This window comes from Alkalisalibacterium limincola (assembly GCF_008017755.1).
GTDB lineage: Bacteria > Pseudomonadota > Gammaproteobacteria > Xanthomonadales > Xanthomonadaceae > Alkalisalibacterium > Alkalisalibacterium limincola.
This window is the reverse complement of sequence record NZ_VRTS01000010.1, coordinates 67,306-84,258: the sequence shown is the minus strand read 5'-3', so window position 1 is coordinate 84,258 and position 16,953 is coordinate 67,306. Positions and strand designations below refer to the sequence as shown.

Genomic DNA, 16,953 nt, shown 5'->3' with positions numbered 1-16,953 from the left:
CCGGGGCCGGGTCGCGGGCTTCAACGGGGAAGTCGCGGCGGGCTCAGAGCACGCCGCGCTTGATCTGGTCGCGTTCGATGGATTCGAACAGGGCCTGGAAGTTGCCCTCGCCGAAGCCCTCGTTGCCCTTGCGCTGGATGATCTCGAAGAAGATCGGCCCGATCGCGTTGGTGGTGAAGATCTGCAGCAGTTTGCGCTGCTTGGTCTCCGGGTCGGCGTCGATGAGGATCTTGTTCTTCGCCAGGCGCTCGACATCCTCGCCATGGTTCGGGATGCGCTCGGGGATCAGCTCGAAGTAGGTGTCGGGCGTGTCGAGGAACTCCACGCCCTGCGCGCGCATCGCCTCGACGGTGCCGTAGATGTCGTCGGTGAAGCAGGCGATGTGCTGGATGCCCTCGCCCTTGTAGGCGTCGAGGTACTCGTTGATCTGGCTCTTCGGGTCCGACGACTCATTGAGCGGGATGCGCACGATGCCGTCGGGTGCGGTCATCGCCTTGGACACCAGGCCGGTCTTGGCGCCCTTGATGTCGAAGTAGCGGATCTCGCGGAAGTTGAACAGGCGCTCGTAGTAGTCCGACCACTTCTGCATGTTGCCGAAGAACAGGTTGTGGGTGAGGTGGTCGATGAAGGTCAGCCCGAAGCCCTTCGGGTTGAGGTCGGCGCCCTCGATCGGCGCATAGTCCGCCGCGAACACGTCGCCCGAGCTCGGCACCAGGTACAGCATGCAGTCGCCGATGCCCTTGATGACCGGGGCGTCGATCACCTTGGTGTCGGCCTTGTGGTCGATCGCCTCGCCGCCGTTGGACACGACGGTGTCGAACACCTCGGCCACCGGCTTGTCGAAGCGGATCGCGAAGCCCGAGGCGCACGGACCATGCTTGGCGGCGAAGTCGGCGGCGAACGCCTCCGGGTCCTCGTTGACGAGGAAGTTCACCCCGCCCTGGCGGTAGACGGTGATGTCGCGCGAGCGGTGCTTGAGGACGGCCGAGAAGCCCATCGCGCGGAACAGCGCGTGCAGGTCGACGTCGCTGCCCGCCGGCACGGCGAACTCGACGAACTCGAAGCCGTTGATCCCCATCGGGTTCTCGAAGGTGGTCGGCTGCATGCCGAGGTTGGGCTGGGCGCTCATGGGCTATCTCCTCAAGGGGTCGTCGTGGGGGCGCGACTTGCGCTGATCGTACCGACGTTATAGTTTCACATGTAACTAATTGCAAGTGGCGGCGCAGCATGGGTTCATCCTCCACCCCCCTGGCACCCGAGGCGGCACAGCTCGATCTCGAGCACTTCCTGCCCTACCGCCTGAGCGTGCTGTCGAACCGGCTCAGCAACGCGATCGCGCGCAGCTACCAGCAGCGCTTCGGGCTCTCGGTCACCGAATGGCGGGTGCTGGCGGTGATCGGGCGCTACCCGGGCGTCTCGGCCAGCGAGGTGGCCGAGCGCACCGCGATGGACAAGGTCGCGGTCAGCCGCGCCGTCGGCTCGCTGCTGGCTGCCGGCCGCATCGCCCGCGACACCCATGGCGAGGACCGCCGCCGCTCCGTGCTTCACCTCACCGATGCGGGCGAAGCAATCCATGCCGAGGTCGTGCCGATGGCCCTGGGCTATGAGCGCGCCCTGCTGTCGGTGCTCGACGCCGGCGAGCGGCGCACGCTCGGGCGCCTGCTGGACAAGCTCGACGGCAACGGGGATCGTGCGGCGCAGGCCCTCTGAGCACGGAACACGCCATGTCCTTCGTACGCTGCCTGCGCGGCCTGGGCTCGGGAACCGAGTACCCGGCCGATGTGCCGATGAACCTCGATCCGGTCGACGGCCGCCCGGTGGAGATGGTGCTGGACCTCGAGGCACTGGCCCGCCGGTGGCCCGATGCCGGCTGGTACACGCCCGCACGCCGCGACATGTGGCGCTTCGGGGGGCTGATGGCGATGGACATCAACGCGCCCGGGGATGCCCGCTGCATCACCGCCCTCGGAGAGGGGGCCACGCCACTGCTGGACTACAGCGACCATCCGGCCGCACGCGAGGGCGGCTTCCGGCTCGCGGTCAAGGACGAAGGCCAGGCCCACCCGGGCTACGGCGCCAACCCGACCGGCAGCTTCAAGGACCGCGGCATGGCGATGGTCGTCGCCCAGGCGCGCCGCCTGGGCCTCAAGCGCCTCGCCGTGCCGACCCAGGGCAACGCCGGCGACTCGCTGGTGCGCTACGCCCTCGCCGCCGGCCTGGAGGTCGTGGTCGCGATGCCCGACGACACGCCGATGCCGATCATGGGCAGCGTCGCCGCCGCCGCGCACCGGCATCCCGACCGGGTCCGGCTGGAACTGGTCGGCGGCACGATCCGCGAGGCCTTCGCCTTGCTCAAGGAGCGCTACCTGCCCGAGGGCTGGTTCAACGTAGCCACGTTCCAGGAACCCGGCTGGCGCATCGAAGGCAAGAAGTCGCTGGGCCTGGAACTGGCCGAGCCGGCCGGACCGGGCGAGCCGTGGCGCCTCCCCGACGTCGTCGTGTATCCGACCGGCGGTGGCACCGGGGTGCTGGGCATGTGGAAGGCCTGGCACGAACTCGAGGCACTGGGCCTGATCGATTCTCGCCGCCCGCGCCTGGTGTGCGTGCAGAGCGAGGCCACAGCGCCGCTGGTGCGCGCCTTCGACGACGGAGCCGACGACACCACGCCTGTCGCCGCGGGCGCGACCCTGTGCACCGGACTCAACGTCCCCGGCGGCGTCGGCCACTTCAAGGTGTTGCGCATCATCCGCGAAAGCGGCGGCGCGGCGCTGGCGGTACCCGAAGCCCAGACGGCGGCGGCCCTGGCGAGGACCTGGCGCGAACGCCGCTGGTGGATCAGCCCCGAGGGCGCGGCCTGCCTGGCCGCGCTCGATCAGCTGCGTCCACGTGGTCTGGTCGCGGATGGCGAGCAGGTCGTCGTGGTGAACACCGGCTCGCTGGAAAAATACCTGCCCGACCTGCGGCACCTGCTGTAGCCGGGCGCGCCGCCCACCCGACGGTGGCACACGACCGGCCCGCGGCGCGCTAAAGTGCGAGCCGGCACGACCAAGGGGACCACACGCCGATGAGCACTCCGACCGCGGGCAGCCTGCCCCGCCCGACTCCGCTGCAGCGCTGGCTGGTCCTGCTGTTCATCAGCCTGGCGATGTTCGGCAACTACTACGTCTACGACTCGCTCGGGCCGGTCATCGACCTGATGCGCGAGCAGCTGGACTTCAGCTACCAGCAGATCGGCTGGCTCTCCACCGCCTACAACATCGCCGCGCTGCTGGTGCTGCTGGCCGGTGGCTACATCATCGACCGTTGGGGCACCAAGAAGGCGATCACCTTCTTCGCGATCGTCTGCCTCATCGCCGCCGCGCTCACCGCCGTGAGTGCGCGCTACGAGGTCATCCTGGCAGGCCGCTTCATGCTCGGCCTGGGCGCGGAGCCGTTGATCGTCGCGGCCACGACCGTGCTGGCGAAGTGGTTCAAGGGCAAGGAGCTCAGCTTCGCCTTCGGCATGAACCTCTCGATTTCGCGCCTGGGCTCGGCCTCGGCGGACTGGTCGACCGGCTTCGCCAGCCCGCTGTACAGCAACTGGCAGGACCCGCTGTGGCTGGCCACCGGCGTGGCGGCCATCTCGGTGACTGCCGCGATGCTGTACTGGGTGCTGGAGAAGCGCGCCGAGGGGCGCTTCGACCTGGGTGCGGCCGACGCGACCGAGAAACTCGACTTCCGGCGCATGTACTCCTTCAGCGCCTCGTACTGGTACATCGTGGCGCTGTGCGTGGTGTTCTATTCCACCGTGTTCCCGTTCCGCACCTTCGCCATCGACTACTTCCAGCAGGCCCATGGCCTGGATCGCGAGGCCGCCGGCATCCTCAGCAGCCTGCTGCCGCTGGCGGCGATCTTCGCCACGCCGCTGTTCGGGCTGTGGGTGGACCGGGTCGGCCGGCGCTCGATGTTCATGGCGATCGGCTCGCTGGTGATGCTGCCGCTGTTCCTCATGGTCACCTACCTGCCGCCCGGGCCGGGCATCAACGTGGTCATCCCCTTCGTCGGCAGCGCCGTGATCCCGCTGACCCTGCTGCTGGTCATGCTGGTGCTGGGCGGGGTGTTCTCGCTGATCCCGGCGGTGATGTGGCCGTCGGTGGCCTACATCGTGTCGGGCAACAGACTGGGCTCGGCGTATGCGCTGATGACCTTCTGCCAGCAACTGGGCTGGGCCGTCGTGCCACCCATCGTCGGCCTGCTCAACGACAGGTTCCTGGCCAGCCCCGAGAACCCGGGGGGCTATGCGCCGGGCATGTGGTTCTACACCGGCCTCGCCGCCACCGGCCTGTACTTCTCGTATCGCTTGTGGCGGACCGAGCGCGGCCCGGGCAGCCACGGGCTCGACAGCATCACCACCCGCAGCACCGCGGAGGCCGAGGCGCTCAAGCAGCAGATCTAGCGCTCACCGCAGCGCCGCACCCGGGACGGGCGAGCGGGCTGGCACGGGCCCGGGCTGCGAGACGTCGCGGCAGGGCCTGGCGGAGCTTGGGTACACTTGCACCATGAACAAGCCAGTAGATCCAGACCGCTCGCTCGCCCGGACCCTGTGGCCGGTGGCGCTGGTCGCGCCGGCCATCGCACTGATCTTCGCCGGCTACGCCAGCACCCGCGAGGCCGGCGCCTTCGACTGGACCTTGGTGCTGGTCGGCGTGATCGTCGGCGTGGTCATGTTCGGCCTGTTGCTGGCCTACGACACCTGGCGCCGGGGCCGTAGCAAGGAGGACACCCACACCGCGCCGATGAAGCTGGTCGAAAGCCCGGTGGTGTGGATCCCGCCGATCGTGCTCATCGCGGTCGTGCTGACCTTCGTGTTCGCCCAGCAGTAGGCCAACCGGCCGGCGGGGCAACGGAAACGGGGCCCGAAGGCCCCGTTTCGTTTCGCGCGGTGCGGACCGCTCAGCCCACCGGGTAGGTGTAGCTGGAGCCGATGCCCAGCGGGATGCCCAGGGCCCAGAAGCCCAGCAGGAACAGCGTCCAGACCACGATCAGGGTGATCGAGAACGGCAGCATCAGCGCGATCAGCGTGCCGATGCCGCTGGACTTCACGTAGCGCTGGCAGAACACCACGATCAGCGGGAAGTAAGGCAGCAGTGGCGTGATGATGTTGGTGCTGGAATCACCGACGCGGTAGGCGGCCTGGGTCAGGTCGGGCGAGATGCCGATGCAACTCGGTACAGCTTGTTCCACGCACATCAGCATCGGCACCATGATCGCGCCGATCAGGGCCCACTTCGCCGAGGCGGAGCCGACCAGCAGGTTGACGAAGCCCGAAAGCATCACAATCCCGACCAGGGTCAGCGACAGGGGAAGCCCCATCGCCTGCAGCGCGTTCGCGCCCTTGATCGCCAGCAGCACGCCGAGGTTGGACTGGGCGAAGGCGTAGATGAACTGCGAGGCGAAGAAGGCGAGCACGATGTAGTAGCCCATGCCGCTCATCGCCTTGCTCATGCCGGCGACGACGTCGCGATGGGTCTTCACCGAGCCCGACATCATCCCGTAGACCACGCCCGGCACCAGGAAGAACACGAAGATCAGCGCGACGATCGACTGCATCAGCGGCGCGGTGAAGGTCAGCAGGCGGTGAGCGTTGGCGGCCTCGGCCCCGACCGGATCGCCCCAGGGCGAGGTTTCGGGAATCAGCGACAGCGCGAACAGCGCGATCATCACGACCATCGCCAGCACCGCCGTGATCAGGCCGCGCTTCTCGCGGGCATCCAGCGGGTCGGTTGTCGGCATTTCGGACACGTCGCCATCGACGACCGTGTTCTTCAGGCGCGGCTCGATGACCTTGTCGGTCAGGAACCAGCCCACCGCGATGACCAGGAAGGTCGAGGCGGTGGTGAAGAAGTAATTGTTGAGCGGGCTGATCTCGGCGGCCGGGTTGATCAGCCGGGCCGCCTCCTGGGTCAGGCCGGCCAGCAGCGGATCGAGCGCGGAGGGCACGAACATCGTGGCCGAGAAGCCGCCGGAGACACCGGCGAACGCCGCCGCGATGCCGGCCAGCGGGTGGCGCCCCGCGGCATAGAAGATCACCGCCCCCAACGGGATCACCAGCACGTAGCCGGCGTCCACCGCCACGTGGCTGAGCACGCCCACGCCGATCAGCGCCGGGGTCAGCAACTGCTTCGGCGTGAACGAGAGGATGGCGCGCAGGGCGGCGTTGATGAAGCCGGTGTGCTCGGCCACGCCCAGGCCCAGCATCGCCACCAGCACCACGCCCAGCGGGGCGAAGCTGGTGAAGGTGCGGACCATGTCGGCCATGAACTGGGTCAGCGAGGTCCCGCTGAGCAGGCTGTTGACCACCACCGGATTGCCGCTTCGCGGATCGATCTCGGTGAAGCTCATGTTGGCCATGATCGCCGACAGCGCCCAGACCACGAACATCAGCAGCAGGAATAGGACGGCGGGATCGGGCAGCTTGTTGCCGACGCGTTCGATGGCGTCGAGCGAACGGGTCACCCAGGTCTTCGGGGCCGGTACGGCGTGGGTCGGTTCCGACATGCGGGATCCTCGTGTGGTGGTTCGGCCCATGGCTGCGGGCACGTCTTCGGTCCGGGCCCGCCAGGGGCCACGCGGCATCCTAGCAGGCGATTTGCCTGCGGTTCAGCCCTAAAGTTCGGTGCGCACGTCCAGCAGCTCGGGGAAGAAGGTCAGTTCCAGGGCCTGCTTGAGGAAACCCACGCCCGACGAGCCGCCGGTCCCGCGGCGGAAGCCGATGATCCGCTCCACCGTCTTCATGTGGCGGAAGCGCCACAGCTGGAAGCTCTGCTCGATGTCGACCAGCTGCTCGCACAGCGCGTAGGCCGACCAATGGGTTTCGTGCTCGCGGTAGATGCGCTTGAACACCGGCACCAGCGCCGGCGTGCGCCGGTGGGGCTGGCTGAAGTCGCGCTCCAGCAGCTCGCCGGGCACCGCATGCCCCTGGCGGTGCAGGTGGCGCAGGAACTCGTCGTACAGGCTGGGGGCGTTCAGTGCCTCGCTGAGTTCCGCGTGGGCGGCCTCGTCGTGCTCGAACACCTTGAGCATCGCGGCGTTCTTGTTGCCCAGCAGGAACTCGACCAACCGGTACTGCAGGGACTGGAAGCCGGAGGACTGGCCCAGGGTGTCGCGGAACTGCAGGTACTCGCTCGGCGTGAGCGTCTCCAGGACCGCCCATTGCTCGAACAGCTGCCGCTGGACCTGCTTGACCCTCGCCAGCACCTTCTGCACGACGCCGAGGTCGTCGTTGCGCAGCGCCACCAGCGCTTCGCGCAGCTCATGGATGATCAGCTTCATCCACAGTTCGCTGACCTGGTGCTGGACGATGAACAGCATTTCATCGTGATGCGGCGGCTGGCTGAGCGGTGACTGTGCCGAGAGCAGCACGTCGAGCTTGAGGTAGCCGCCGTAGCTCATGCGCTCCCGAAGGTCGATGGTGATGTCGGATTCGAGTTCGCGCTGGTTGTCGTCCTGGCCCATGGCTTGCCGTGAATTCCCGGTGAAAGACACATGGTAGATCAATCCCCCCTCGCACTCCGGCCCTGTCATCGCAGTGACGCCAAACCGGGATATTCTTCGGCGTTGTCGAGGATGGACCCCGACCATCGCCAGCGGGCGGGCCCAAGGGCCCGGGCGATCCAAGCAGCGGCTCTGGCTGCGCCTTCATGAACTTTTCGGGGACAAATTCATGCGTTGGACGCAATGGGGAGCGCTGGCTCTCGCAATTTCCGGCCTGGCCGTCGGCCAGGCCCAGGCCCAGGTGGTCATCAGCCAGGTTTACGGCGGCGGCGGCAACAGCGGCGCCGTGTACAGCAACGACTTCGTGGAGCTGTTCAACCGTGGCGACGCCCCGGTGGCGCTCAACGGCCTTTCGGTACAGTACGCCTCGACCACCGGCAACTTCGGTTCCGGCCCGGCCCTGATCACCGCCCTGCCGACGCCAGCCTCGCGCCCGGCCAGTACTTCCTGGTCGAGCTGGCTGCCGGCAGCAACACCACGCTTCCCGCCCTGCCCACCCCCGACCTGGTCGGCGAGACCAATGCCTCCGGAACCGGCGGCAAGTTCGCACTGGTCACCGGCACCACGGGACTGGGTTGCAGCAACAACTGCGACGCCGGCCAACTCGCCCGCATCGTCGACCTGCTCGGCTGGGGCAGCGCGAACTTCTGGGAGGGCGACGCGCGTGCCGGCGCCACCCAGAACTCCACTGCGGCGATCCGCCGCGAAGCCGGCTGCCAGGACACCGACCAGAACGCCGACGACTTCGTCATCGCGACGCCGGCGCCGCGCAACTCCCAGTCCCCGCTCAATCCGTGCGGCGGGGACCCGGGCAATCCCGTGGTCAGCATCAACGACGTGACGCTGCCCGAAGGCGATGCCGGCGTCACGCCGTTCGAGTTCACCGTGACGTTGTTCCCGGCCCTGGCCGATGACCTGAGCTTCGACATCGCCACCGCCGACGGCACCGCCGTCGCCGGGACCGACTATGTCGCCCGCAGCCTCTCCGACCAGCTGATCCCTGCCGGAGAAACCAGCTACAGCTTCAGCGTCGACGTGATCGGCAACCTCGAGCCGGAGCCGGACAAGACGTTCCTGGTCAACCTGACCAATGTGAGCGCCGGAACGATCGCGCTCGAGGACGTCCAGGCCGTCGGCACGATCGTCAACGACGACTTCGACCTGACCCCGATCAGCGCCATCCAGGGCGAAGGCATCAGCTCGCCGCTGCTGGGCCAGCAGGTCGCCACGCGCGGCATCGTCACCGCCCGCAAGTCCAACGGCTTCTTCATCCAGACGCCCGACGGCGAGGACGACGGCAACCCCGCGACCTCCGAGGGGCTGTTCATCTTCACCACGGCCGGCGGGTGCCCGCGGTGGCGCAGCCGGGCAACCGCGTGCAGGTGTTCGGCACCGTGGCGCAGTTCGTCCCGGGCGGCACCCCGGAGCAGCTTCCGCTGGTCCAGCTCACCGGCACCGAGACGACGCTGCTGGAAACCGGGTTGGCGCTGCCGGTACCGGTCCAGCTGACGCTCGAGGACCTGTCGCCGGACAACGCGGTCGACCATCTCGAGCGCTACATCGGCATGCGCGTGAGCGTGCCGGAACTGCGCGTGATCTCCCCGTCGCTGGGCAGTGCGAATGCCTCGGCCGGTACCGCCAGCAACAACGGCGTGTTCCAGGCGGTGCTGGCGGAACTCGACCGCCCGTTCCGCGAGCCCGGCATCAGCGTGCTCGACCTGACCCCGATCCCGGTCGGCATCGATCCGCCGATGTTCGACACCAACCCCGAGCGCCTGCGCATCGACAGCGGTGCCCAGCCGGGCGCCACCCCGCTGGTCGCCAACGCCGGTGACCGGGTGCTCGGCGTGACCGGTGTCATGGACTACGCCTTCCTGACCTACTCGATCCTGCCCGACCCGGGTGCGATCACCGTCGAGCCGCAGGCCGAGGTCCGCTTCGTGTCCGGCGCCGGGGACCGCGATGTCACGGTCGGCACCTACAACCTGCTCAACCTGCCGGCGGCGCCGAACAACACGCGCCTGGTCAAGACCAGCCGCGTGATCTGCGAGGCGATGGGCGCGCCGGCCCTGGTCGGCCTGCAGGAAGTCCAGGCCACCAGCGGCGTTGCCGCCCTGGTGGAGGCGATCAACTCCAACTTGTCGGGCGCCTGCCCGGCCGGCATCCACTACGAGTACCTGGCCCCGGCCAACCCGAACGGATCGATCCAGCTCGGCCTGCTCTACGACACCAGCCTGACCGACGCCGGCCTGCCGCGGGTCGAGGTGCAGGAATGGACCCTGGTCGGCACCGAGGAGCGCATTCCCAACCCCAACGGAAGCGAGTCGGTGCTCAACGACCGGCCGCCGCTCGTGGTCGAGGCCACCGTGGCCACCGACAGTGGCGAGAGCATCGCCCTGACCCTGGTGAACGTGCACCAGCGCTCGCTGATCGGCGTGAACTCGATCGCGCCGGGCCCCAGCGGCTGGGACACCGAGGGCGAGCGGGTGCGTGACAAGCGCCTGAAGTCGGCGGTGTGGCTGGCGGGCTTCCTGCAGCAGCGCCAGCAAGCCGATGCGGAGCGTCCGATCATCGTGGTCGGCGACTTCAACGCCTACGAGTTCAGCGACGGCTATGTCGACGTGCTGGGCCTCGCCACCGGCCTTCCGGCCGCCGAGGGCGAGGTGCTGCTGCATGCGCCGTCGCCGCTGGAGGTGCCGCTGCTCAACCTGGTCCTCACCCTGCCGCAGGACGAGCGCTACTCCTATGTCTTCGATGGCAGCGCGCAGGCGCTCGACCACATCGTCGTCAACGGCGCGGCACTGGAGCAGTTCGAGGCCATGGCGTTCGAGTTCGCCCGGGTCAATGCCGACTTCGCGGTCGTGCTGTTCGGCGACGTCGACTCGCCGGCACGCGCATCCGACCACGACCCGGCCGTCGCCCGGCTGACCCTGCCCGAGCCGGCGCCGGCCGAGGCCGATGCACAGCTGACCAGCCCGGGCCCGAACGTTCGCCGCGGCACGTCGGGCCAGCCGGTACGCTTCGAGTCGCAGTTGCTCAATGCCGGGCCTGCGGCCCTGGTCGATCCGGTCGTGAGCTTCACGCTTTCGGGCACGACCGACCCGGTCAGCGTCGAGGCCGGCGCGGACTGGACCTGCGACCCGCCGGTCCGCACCGCGGACGTGCTGCAGGCGGAATGCCGTTTCCAGGGCGAGTTCGCGGCCGCCGCCGCGACACCCTGGCGCTGGTCATGGACGCCCTGGCCTCCAGCGGTATCCAGACGGTGGTCCACACCGGCGAGGTCGAGGCGGCCAACGACGATCCGCTGCCGGCCAACAACCGCTTCCGCACCCAGACCCTGGTCGGCGCACGCGGTCGCTGAGTTCCAGCCTGGCGAAACGTGGGGGCGTGGCCGCGAGGCTGCGCCCCCTTTTCGTTGCTCCGGAGATAAATCAAGTCGCAGCGCAGCTTGCCAACGCCCGGAGGGCTTGTTATCAGTCGGGGTCGGCACCGAGGAGCGTCCCGTGACGAGTACCAAATTCGAAATCGAATACCTGCAGTACCTGGGCCCCGACGGCAAGCTGGTCCGCAAGGACCTGCCCGCCTTCGCCAAGGACACCAAGCAACTGGTCGAGCTGTACAAGCAGATGCTGCTGGTGCGCACCTTCGACACCAAGTCGGTGGCGCTGCAGCGCACCGGCAAGCTGGGCACCTACGCCAGTTGCCTTGGCCATGAGGCCGCCCACGTCGGCATCGGCGCGTCGATGCGCCCGGAAGACGTGTTCGCGCCGAGCTACCGCGAGTACGGCGCGCAGTTCATGCGTGGCGTCCGCCCGCGCGAGGTGCTGATGTACTGGGGCGGCGACGAGCGCGGCAACGATTTCGAGGGGCCGAAGAACGACTACCCCTGGTGCGTGCCGATCGGCACCCAGTGCCTGCACGCGGCCGGCGCCGCGCTGGCCTTCAAGCTGCGCGGCGAGAAGCGTGTCGCGGTGGCCTGCGTCGGCGACGGCGGCAGCTCCAAGACAGACACCTACGCCGCGATCAACTCGGCCGGCGCCTACACCGCGCCGTTCGTGCTGTGCATCATCAACAACCAGTGGGCGATCTCGGTGCCGCGCAGCGCCCAGACCGGCGCCAAGACGCTGGCCCAGAAGGGACTGGCCGGTGGCCTGTTCTGCCTGCAGGTGGACGGCAACGACATCATCGCGGTGCGCGCGGCGATGGACCAGGCCTGCGAACGCGCCCGCAACGGCGACGGCGGCACGGTGCTGGAACTCATCACCTACCGGCTCTCCGACCACACCACGGCCGACGACGCCCGCCGCTACCGTGGCGAGGAAGAGGTCAAGGCCGGCTGGGAGCGGGAACCGATGATCCGCCTGAAGGCCTACCTGGTCGGCAAGAAGGCCTGGAACGACAAGATGGAAACCGCCTGGAAGGAGGAGTGCGGCGCGCGCATCGACGAGGAGGTCAACGCCTACCTGGCCAGCAAGTCGCAGCCGATCGAATCGATCTTCGACCACCTCTACGCCGACATGCCCGAGGACCTGGTGCGCCAGCGCCAGCAGGCCATGGATTGGGAGGCACGCAAGTAATGGCCGCCATCACCCTGATCGAAGCGATCACCCAGGCCCTGGCCCACGAAATGAAGCACGACGACACCGTGCTGGTGCTGGGCGAGGACGTCGGCGTCAACGGCGGCGTGTTCCGCGCCACGGCCGGCCTGCAGCAGACCTTTGGCGACAAGCGCGTGCTCGACACGCCGCTGGACGAGACCACGATCGCCGGCCTGACCGTGGGCCTGGCATCCCAAGGCATGAAGCCGGTGGCCGAGGTGCAGTTCGACGGCTTCGTCTATCCGATGCTCGACCACATCATCTGCCACGCCGCGCGCTTCCGCACCCGCACCCGCGGCCGGCTGACCTGTCCGATGGTGCTGCGCGTGCCCTGGGGTGGCGGCATCCGTGCCCCGGAGCACCACTCCGAAGCCAACGAGGCGATGTTCACCAACGTTCCCGGCCTGCGCGTGGTGCTGCCCAGTTCGCCGGCGCGCGCCTACGGCCTGCTGCTGGCCGCGATCCGCGACCCGGACCCGGTCATCTACATGGAGCCCAAGCGCATCTACCGCCAGTACAAGGAGGAGGTGCCCGACGACGGCGAAGCGCTGCCGCTGGACGTGTGCTTCACGCTGCGCGACGCGACGACGTGACCCTGGTGACCTGGGGCTCGCAGGTCAAGGAGTGCCTGGAAGCCGCGGATGCGCTGGCCGAGGACGGCATCTCGGCCGAGGTCATCGACGTCGCCACGCTCAAGCCGCTGGATTTCGACACGATCGCCGAATCGGTGTCGCGCACCGGGCGTGTCGTCATCGTCCACGAGGCCGCGCGCACCGGTGGCTTCGGCGGCGAGATCGCCGCCCGCCTGGCCGAGCACTCGATGTACGACCTGCTCGCGCCGATCGAGCGCGTGACCGGCTACGACACGCCGATCCCGCTGTTCCGCCTGGAGATGAAGTACCTGCCCAGCGTCGAGAAGATCGTCGCCGCCGCCAAGCGCACGCTGGCGGCCAGCTAGGCACCCCACCCACCGCGCGGGCCCCTGCCCGCCGTTCACTGGAAGCACCCCGATGGCCGAAACCAAGAAATTCCACCTGCCCGACCTCGGCGAGGGCCTGCCCGACGCGACGATCGTCGACTGGGCGGTCAAGGTTGGCGACGTCATCCGCCTCGACGAGCCGCTGGTGTCGATGGAGACCGCCAAGGCGGTGGTCGAGGTGCCCTCCCCGTTCTCCGGCAAGGTGACCCGGCTGGCCGGTGCCGCCGGCGACGTGATCGAGACCGGCGCGGTGCTGGTCGAGGTCGAGCTCGACCCGAAGCTGCCGCAGCGCGCCGATGCCGAGGACACCGGGCATTCCCATGGCAGCGGCCACAAGGGCGCTGGCAAGCCGACCCCGGCACCCGACGACGGCGATACCGTGATCGCCTCCGATGACGGCGGTGAGCTCGAGACCGGCGGCGACAAGCCGGCCGAGCGCGCCGATGCCGGCACCGTGGTCGGGGCGATGGAGTCCAGCGACCGCGTTCACAGCGAGCAGGTCAGCGGCGCCGGCGGCGTCAAGGCGGTACCGGCGGTGCGGGCCCTGGCGCGCAAGCTCAAGGTCGACCTCGCGCGGGTGAAGCCCAGCGGCGAGGGCGGCGTCATCACGATGAACGACGTCAAGCAGGCGGCCGCCGACGGCAGCGCCGCAGCGGGTTCGCGGCCGGCTGCGGCTGCGGACGCACCCGAACGCGCGCCGGCGCCCGCGGTTGCCCGCGAGGCGGCGCAGCGCACGCCGGTGTCGGCCAGCGGCAAGCCCCTGGCCACCCGTCCGCCGTCGGCCCAGACGGCCAGCGGCCAGCCCGAACAGCTCAAGGGCGTGCGCCGGAACATGGCCCGGGTCATGGCCGCAGCGCACGCGCAGGTGGTGCCGACGATGCTGGCCGACGACGCCGACATCCACGCCTGGACGCCCGGCAACGACATCACCGGGCGCCTGGTGCGCGCGATCGTCGTGGCCTGCAGGAAGGTGCCGGCGCTCAATGCCTGGTTCGACGGCGACAAGCTCACCCGCACGCTGCACCCGCACGTCGACATCGGCATCGCCGTCGACACCGACGACGGCCTGTTCGTGCCGGCGCTGCGCAACGCCGACGTGCTCGACGCGCGCGGCGTGCGCGAGGCGGTGAACCGGCTGCGCCAGCAGGTCGAGGACCGCTCGATCCCGTCGAGCGAGCTGTCCGGCTACACGATCAGCCTGTCCAACTTCGGCATGTTCGCCGGCCGCTACGCGACCCCGGTCGTGGTGCCGCCGTGCGTGGCGATCGTGGCCGCCGGGCGTGGCCGCCACCAGGTGGTGCCGGTCATGGGCGGCATCGAGACCCACAAGGTGATCCCGCTGTCGGTCACCTTCGACCACCGTGCCTGCACCGGCGGCGAGGCGGCGCGTTTCCTGCGCGCGATGCTCGACGACCTGGCGCTGCCCCAGTAGTTGCCGGATGCGGTGACATGGAAAAGGCGGGCCCTGGCCCGCCTTTTTCGTTGGCCATCCCGCCAACCACGCGACAGGACAACGATCAGCCTACTGCTATAACCCGACAGCACGGCTCACGCCCGGGCGTTCTTCTCCGCCTCGTGCTCTGCCAGCGCCTTGAGCGCTGTGGCGACGTCGGCCACGGTGACGTCCTCGCCGAGTTCGACGGCTTCGTCCGTGCCCTGGAAGCCACCGGCCCGAATCGCGGCGATGCGCTGTCCGGCTTCACGCGGGGCGTCGAAGCCGGCGCTCTGCAGCAGCAGGCGGCCCTCGCCGTCGATCAGCTTGAAGTGGAAGCGCCCATCGGATTCGCGGTACTGCTTGAACACCGGCAATGCCGGCTTCACCCTGGCGTCGCTCGCGGCAGTGGTCGATGCAGCCGGGGCATTGTGCATCCGGCGCAGGCCAACAGCCTCGCGCAGTCCGCCCAGCAGCGGCGTCGCGACGGCCCGCGCCTTGGCGGCACCCGCCTGCAACACGTCCTCGATGTCACCCGGCCGGCGACCAGGTCCTCGTAGCGCTCGCGCATCGGGGCCAGCACGCCGTCCACGCGCTCGAACAGGCGCTTCTTCGCCTCGCCCCAGCCCAGCCCACCACGCAGGTCGTCGGCGAACGCGGCACTGTCCTCGCGGCTGGAAAAGGCCTCGAACAGGGTCAGCAGCGCGTTCGACGAGGGATCCTTCGGCTGGCCGGGCTCCAGCGAGTCGGTGACGATGCGGGCGATCGCGTCCTTGAGCCCCTTCGCCCCGCCCTCGAACAGCGGGATCGTGTTGTCGTAGCTCTTCGACATCTTGCGGCCGTCCAGGCCCGGCAGCGTCGCGACCGCCTCGTCGACGACCGCCTCGGGCAGCACGAAGAACTCCCGGCCCTTCCCGAAGAGGTGGTTGAAGCGCTGCGCGACATCGCGCGCCATCTCGATGTGCTGCACCTGGTCGCGACCCACCGGCACGCGGTGCGCGTTGAACATCAGGATGTCGGCCGCCATCAGGATCGGGTAGCTGTACAGGCCCATCGTCACCGCGGTGTCGGGGTCTTCCCCCGCCGCCACGTTCGCATCGACCGCCGCCTTGTAGGCGTGCGCCCGGTTCATCAGGCCCTTGGCCGTCACGCAGGTCAGCAGCCAGGTCAGCTCGGTGATCTCGGGAATGTCGGACTGGCGGTAGAAGGTCACCCGCTCCACGTCCAAGCCAGCCGCCAGCCAGGTCGCGGCGATCTCGAGCCGCGAGCGCTCGATGCGCGCCGGGTCGTCGCACTTGATCAGCGCGTGGTAGTCGGCGAGGAAGAAGAAGCTGTCCGCGCCCTCCGCCCGGCTGGCCTGGATCGCGGGGCGGATCGCGCCGACGTAGTTGCCCAGGTGCGGGGTGCCGGTCGTGGTGATGCCGGTGAGGACGCGGGTTTTCTGGCTCATCGGGTCAGGGGTCTCGGCTCGTACTCAGGCGCGCATCAACGTGGACTTTCCGAACAGGCTTTCCACCAGGTCCACCGCCACCAGGCCGGTGCGGTTCTTCTCGTCCAGGGCCGGATTGAGCTCGACGATGTCGAGCGAGCCCATCAGGCCGGTGTCGGCGATCATTTCCATGACCAGCTGCGCCTCGCGGTAGGTCGGGCCGCCCTGGACCGTGGTGCCCACGCCCGGGGCGAAGGACGGGTCGAGGAAGTCGACGTCGAAGCTGACGTGGATGTGGGTGTCCTCGTCGACATCCTTGAGCACCTCCTCCATCGCCCGGCGCATGCCGTGTTCGTCGATGTAGCGCATGTCGTAGATGTCCAGGCCGGCCTCGTGCACGAGGCGGCGCTCGCCCTCGTCCACCGAGCGTATGCCGACCTGCCGGACCATGTCCGGCGTGATCGCCGGCGAGCTGCCGCCCAGGTTCACCATCGGCTCCGGACCATGGCCGCACAGGCAGGCCACCGGCATGCCGTGGACGTTGCCCGACGGGGTGAGGTCGGAGGTGTTGAAGTCGGCATGCGCGTCGAGCCAGATGATCCGCAGCTTCTTGCCGACCTTGCGGCAGTGCGCTGCCACCGCGACGATGCTGCCGACGGCCAGGCAGTGGTCGCCACCCAGCACGATCGGCAGGCGGCCATGCTCTAGCTCGGCCGCCACCGCGTCCATCGTGGCCCGGTTCCAGGCGACCACTTCCTCCAGGTGCCGGTAGCCCTCGGTCGGAGGCAGCCACGGGTTGGCCGGACCACTGACATTGCCTCGGTCGACGACATCCAGGCCGCGTCCGGAAAGGGCCTCGCCCAGGCCGGCGACGCGCAACGCCTCCGGACCCATCGACGCACCGCGGTGGCCGGCACCGATGTCGGTCGGCACGCCGATCAGGCTGATACTCGTGTTTCGTGGACTCATCGCTTCAGGCTCC

11 protein-coding genes and 3 pseudogenes are annotated in these 16,953 nt (G+C 68.9%); 9 read left to right on the top strand and 5 right to left on the bottom strand.

Features of this window, described 5'->3' with window-relative positions:
* Positions 1-43: 43 nt before the first annotated feature.
* Positions 44-1,129, bottom strand: a complete 1,086-nt coding sequence (hppD, locus tag FU658_RS12915; protein ID WP_147892455.1) for a 4-hydroxyphenylpyruvate dioxygenase — start codon at positions 1,127-1,129, stop codon at positions 44-46.
* 98 nt (positions 1,130-1,227) lie between these two features.
* Between hppD and FU658_RS12910 the strand changes: the two genes are divergently transcribed.
* The 4 genes from FU658_RS12910 to FU658_RS12895 all read left to right on the top strand — a co-directional run bounded on the left by FU658_RS12910 (position 1,228) and on the right by FU658_RS12895 (position 4,862).
* Positions 1,228-1,710, top strand: coding sequence for a MarR family winged helix-turn-helix transcriptional regulator (locus FU658_RS12910; RefSeq protein WP_147892454.1), 483 nt, complete (start codon positions 1,228-1,230; stop codon positions 1,708-1,710).
* 14 nt (positions 1,711-1,724) lie between these two features.
* Positions 1,725-2,975: a threonine synthase gene (locus FU658_RS12905; RefSeq protein WP_147892453.1), complete on the top strand. Its 1,251-nt coding sequence runs from the start codon at positions 1,725-1,727 to the stop codon at positions 2,973-2,975.
* Between the two features lie 89 nt (positions 2,976-3,064).
* Positions 3,065-4,435 (top strand): MFS transporter, encoded by a 1,371-nt coding sequence (locus FU658_RS12900; RefSeq protein ID WP_147892452.1) that lies wholly within the window; start codon positions 3,065-3,067, stop codon positions 4,433-4,435.
* A 103-nt stretch (positions 4,436-4,538) separates the two neighbouring features.
* Positions 4,539-4,862, top strand: coding sequence for a hypothetical protein (locus tag FU658_RS12895; protein ID WP_147892451.1), 324 nt, complete (start codon positions 4,539-4,541; stop codon positions 4,860-4,862).
* A gap of 70 nt (positions 4,863-4,932) precedes the next feature.
* Here the strand turns inward: FU658_RS12895 and FU658_RS12890 are convergent, their stop codons facing one another.
* Together FU658_RS12890 and kynA are read right to left on the bottom strand one after the other, a co-directional pair.
* Positions 4,933-6,537, bottom strand: coding sequence for an AbgT family transporter (locus tag FU658_RS12890; RefSeq protein WP_147892450.1), 1,605 nt, complete (start codon positions 6,535-6,537; stop codon positions 4,933-4,935).
* A gap of 108 nt (positions 6,538-6,645) precedes the next feature.
* Positions 6,646-7,494, bottom strand: coding sequence for a tryptophan 2,3-dioxygenase (kynA, locus tag FU658_RS12885; protein ID WP_147892449.1), 849 nt, complete (start codon positions 7,492-7,494; stop codon positions 6,646-6,648).
* A 222-nt stretch (positions 7,495-7,716) separates the two neighbouring features.
* On the opposite strand from kynA, the gene FU658_RS15590 reads away from it, so the two are divergent.
* The 5 genes and pseudogenes from FU658_RS15590 to FU658_RS12865 all read left to right on the top strand — a co-directional run bounded on the left by FU658_RS15590 (position 7,717) and on the right by FU658_RS12865 (position 14,542).
* Positions 7,717-9,042: a Calx-beta domain-containing protein gene (locus FU658_RS15590; RefSeq protein WP_255505612.1), complete on the top strand. Its 1,326-nt coding sequence runs from the start codon at positions 7,717-7,719 to the stop codon at positions 9,040-9,042.
* A 56-nt stretch (positions 9,043-9,098) separates the two neighbouring features.
* Positions 9,099-10,427, top strand: a pseudogene (locus tag FU658_RS15585) (endonuclease/exonuclease/phosphatase family protein); the annotation flags it as partial.
* Positions 10,428-11,036: 609 nt separating this feature from the next.
* Positions 11,037-12,110 (top strand): pyruvate dehydrogenase (acetyl-transferring) E1 component subunit alpha, encoded by a 1,074-nt coding sequence (gene pdhA, locus FU658_RS15580; RefSeq protein WP_147892479.1) that lies wholly within the window; start codon positions 11,037-11,039, stop codon positions 12,108-12,110.
* Positions 12,110-13,089 (top strand): annotated as a pseudogene (locus tag FU658_RS12870) (alpha-ketoacid dehydrogenase subunit beta). Before pdhA ends, FU658_RS12870 begins: the two are co-directional and overlap by 1 nt.
* A gap of 52 nt (positions 13,090-13,141) precedes the next feature.
* The gene (locus tag FU658_RS12865) at positions 13,142-14,542 is read left to right on the top strand and encodes a dihydrolipoamide acetyltransferase family protein (RefSeq protein ID WP_147892448.1); all 1,401 of its coding nucleotides are present in this window, start codon (positions 13,142-13,144) and stop codon (positions 14,540-14,542) included.
* Positions 14,543-14,658: 116 nt separating this feature from the next.
* Here the strand turns inward: FU658_RS12865 and FU658_RS12860 are convergent.
* Both FU658_RS12860 and rocF read right to left on the bottom strand, forming a co-directional pair.
* A pseudogene (locus tag FU658_RS12860) lies at positions 14,659-15,992 on the bottom strand (tryptophan--tRNA ligase).
* A gap of 24 nt (positions 15,993-16,016) precedes the next feature.
* The gene (gene rocF, locus FU658_RS12855) at positions 16,017-16,940 is read right to left on the bottom strand and encodes an arginase (RefSeq protein WP_147892447.1); all 924 of its coding nucleotides are present in this window, start codon (positions 16,938-16,940) and stop codon (positions 16,017-16,019) included.
* Positions 16,941-16,953: the final 13 nt, after the last annotated feature.

What these genes read in the sequence shown, in the direction of transcription:
- FU658_RS12910 (WP_147892454.1), top strand. Translation starts at nt 1,228, where the DNA reads ATGGGTTCATCCTCCACCCCCCTGGCACCCGAGGCGGCACAGCTCGAT.
- FU658_RS12905 (WP_147892453.1), top strand. Translation starts at nt 1,725, where the DNA reads ATGTCCTTCGTACGCTGCCTGCGCGGCCTGGGCTCGGGAACCGAGTAC.
- FU658_RS12890 (WP_147892450.1), bottom strand. Translation starts at nt 6,537, where the DNA reads ATGTCGGAACCGACCCACGCCGTACCGGCCCCGAAGACCTGGGTGACC.
- hppD (WP_147892455.1), bottom strand. Translation starts at nt 1,129, where the DNA reads ATGAGCGCCCAGCCCAACCTCGGCATGCAGCCGACCACCTTCGAGAAC.
- FU658_RS12895 (WP_147892451.1), top strand. Translation starts at nt 4,539, where the DNA reads ATGAACAAGCCAGTAGATCCAGACCGCTCGCTCGCCCGGACCCTGTGG.
- FU658_RS12865 (WP_147892448.1), top strand. Translation starts at nt 13,142, where the DNA reads ATGGCCGAAACCAAGAAATTCCACCTGCCCGACCTCGGCGAGGGCCTG.
- FU658_RS12900 (WP_147892452.1), top strand. Translation starts at nt 3,065, where the DNA reads ATGAGCACTCCGACCGCGGGCAGCCTGCCCCGCCCGACTCCGCTGCAG.
- rocF (WP_147892447.1), bottom strand. Translation starts at nt 16,940, where the DNA reads ATGAGTCCACGAAACACGAGTATCAGCCTGATCGGCGTGCCGACCGAC.
- kynA (WP_147892449.1), bottom strand. Translation starts at nt 7,494, where the DNA reads ATGGGCCAGGACGACAACCAGCGCGAACTCGAATCCGACATCACCATC.
- FU658_RS15590 (WP_255505612.1), top strand. Translation starts at nt 7,717, where the DNA reads ATGGGGAGCGCTGGCTCTCGCAATTTCCGGCCTGGCCGTCGGCCAGGC.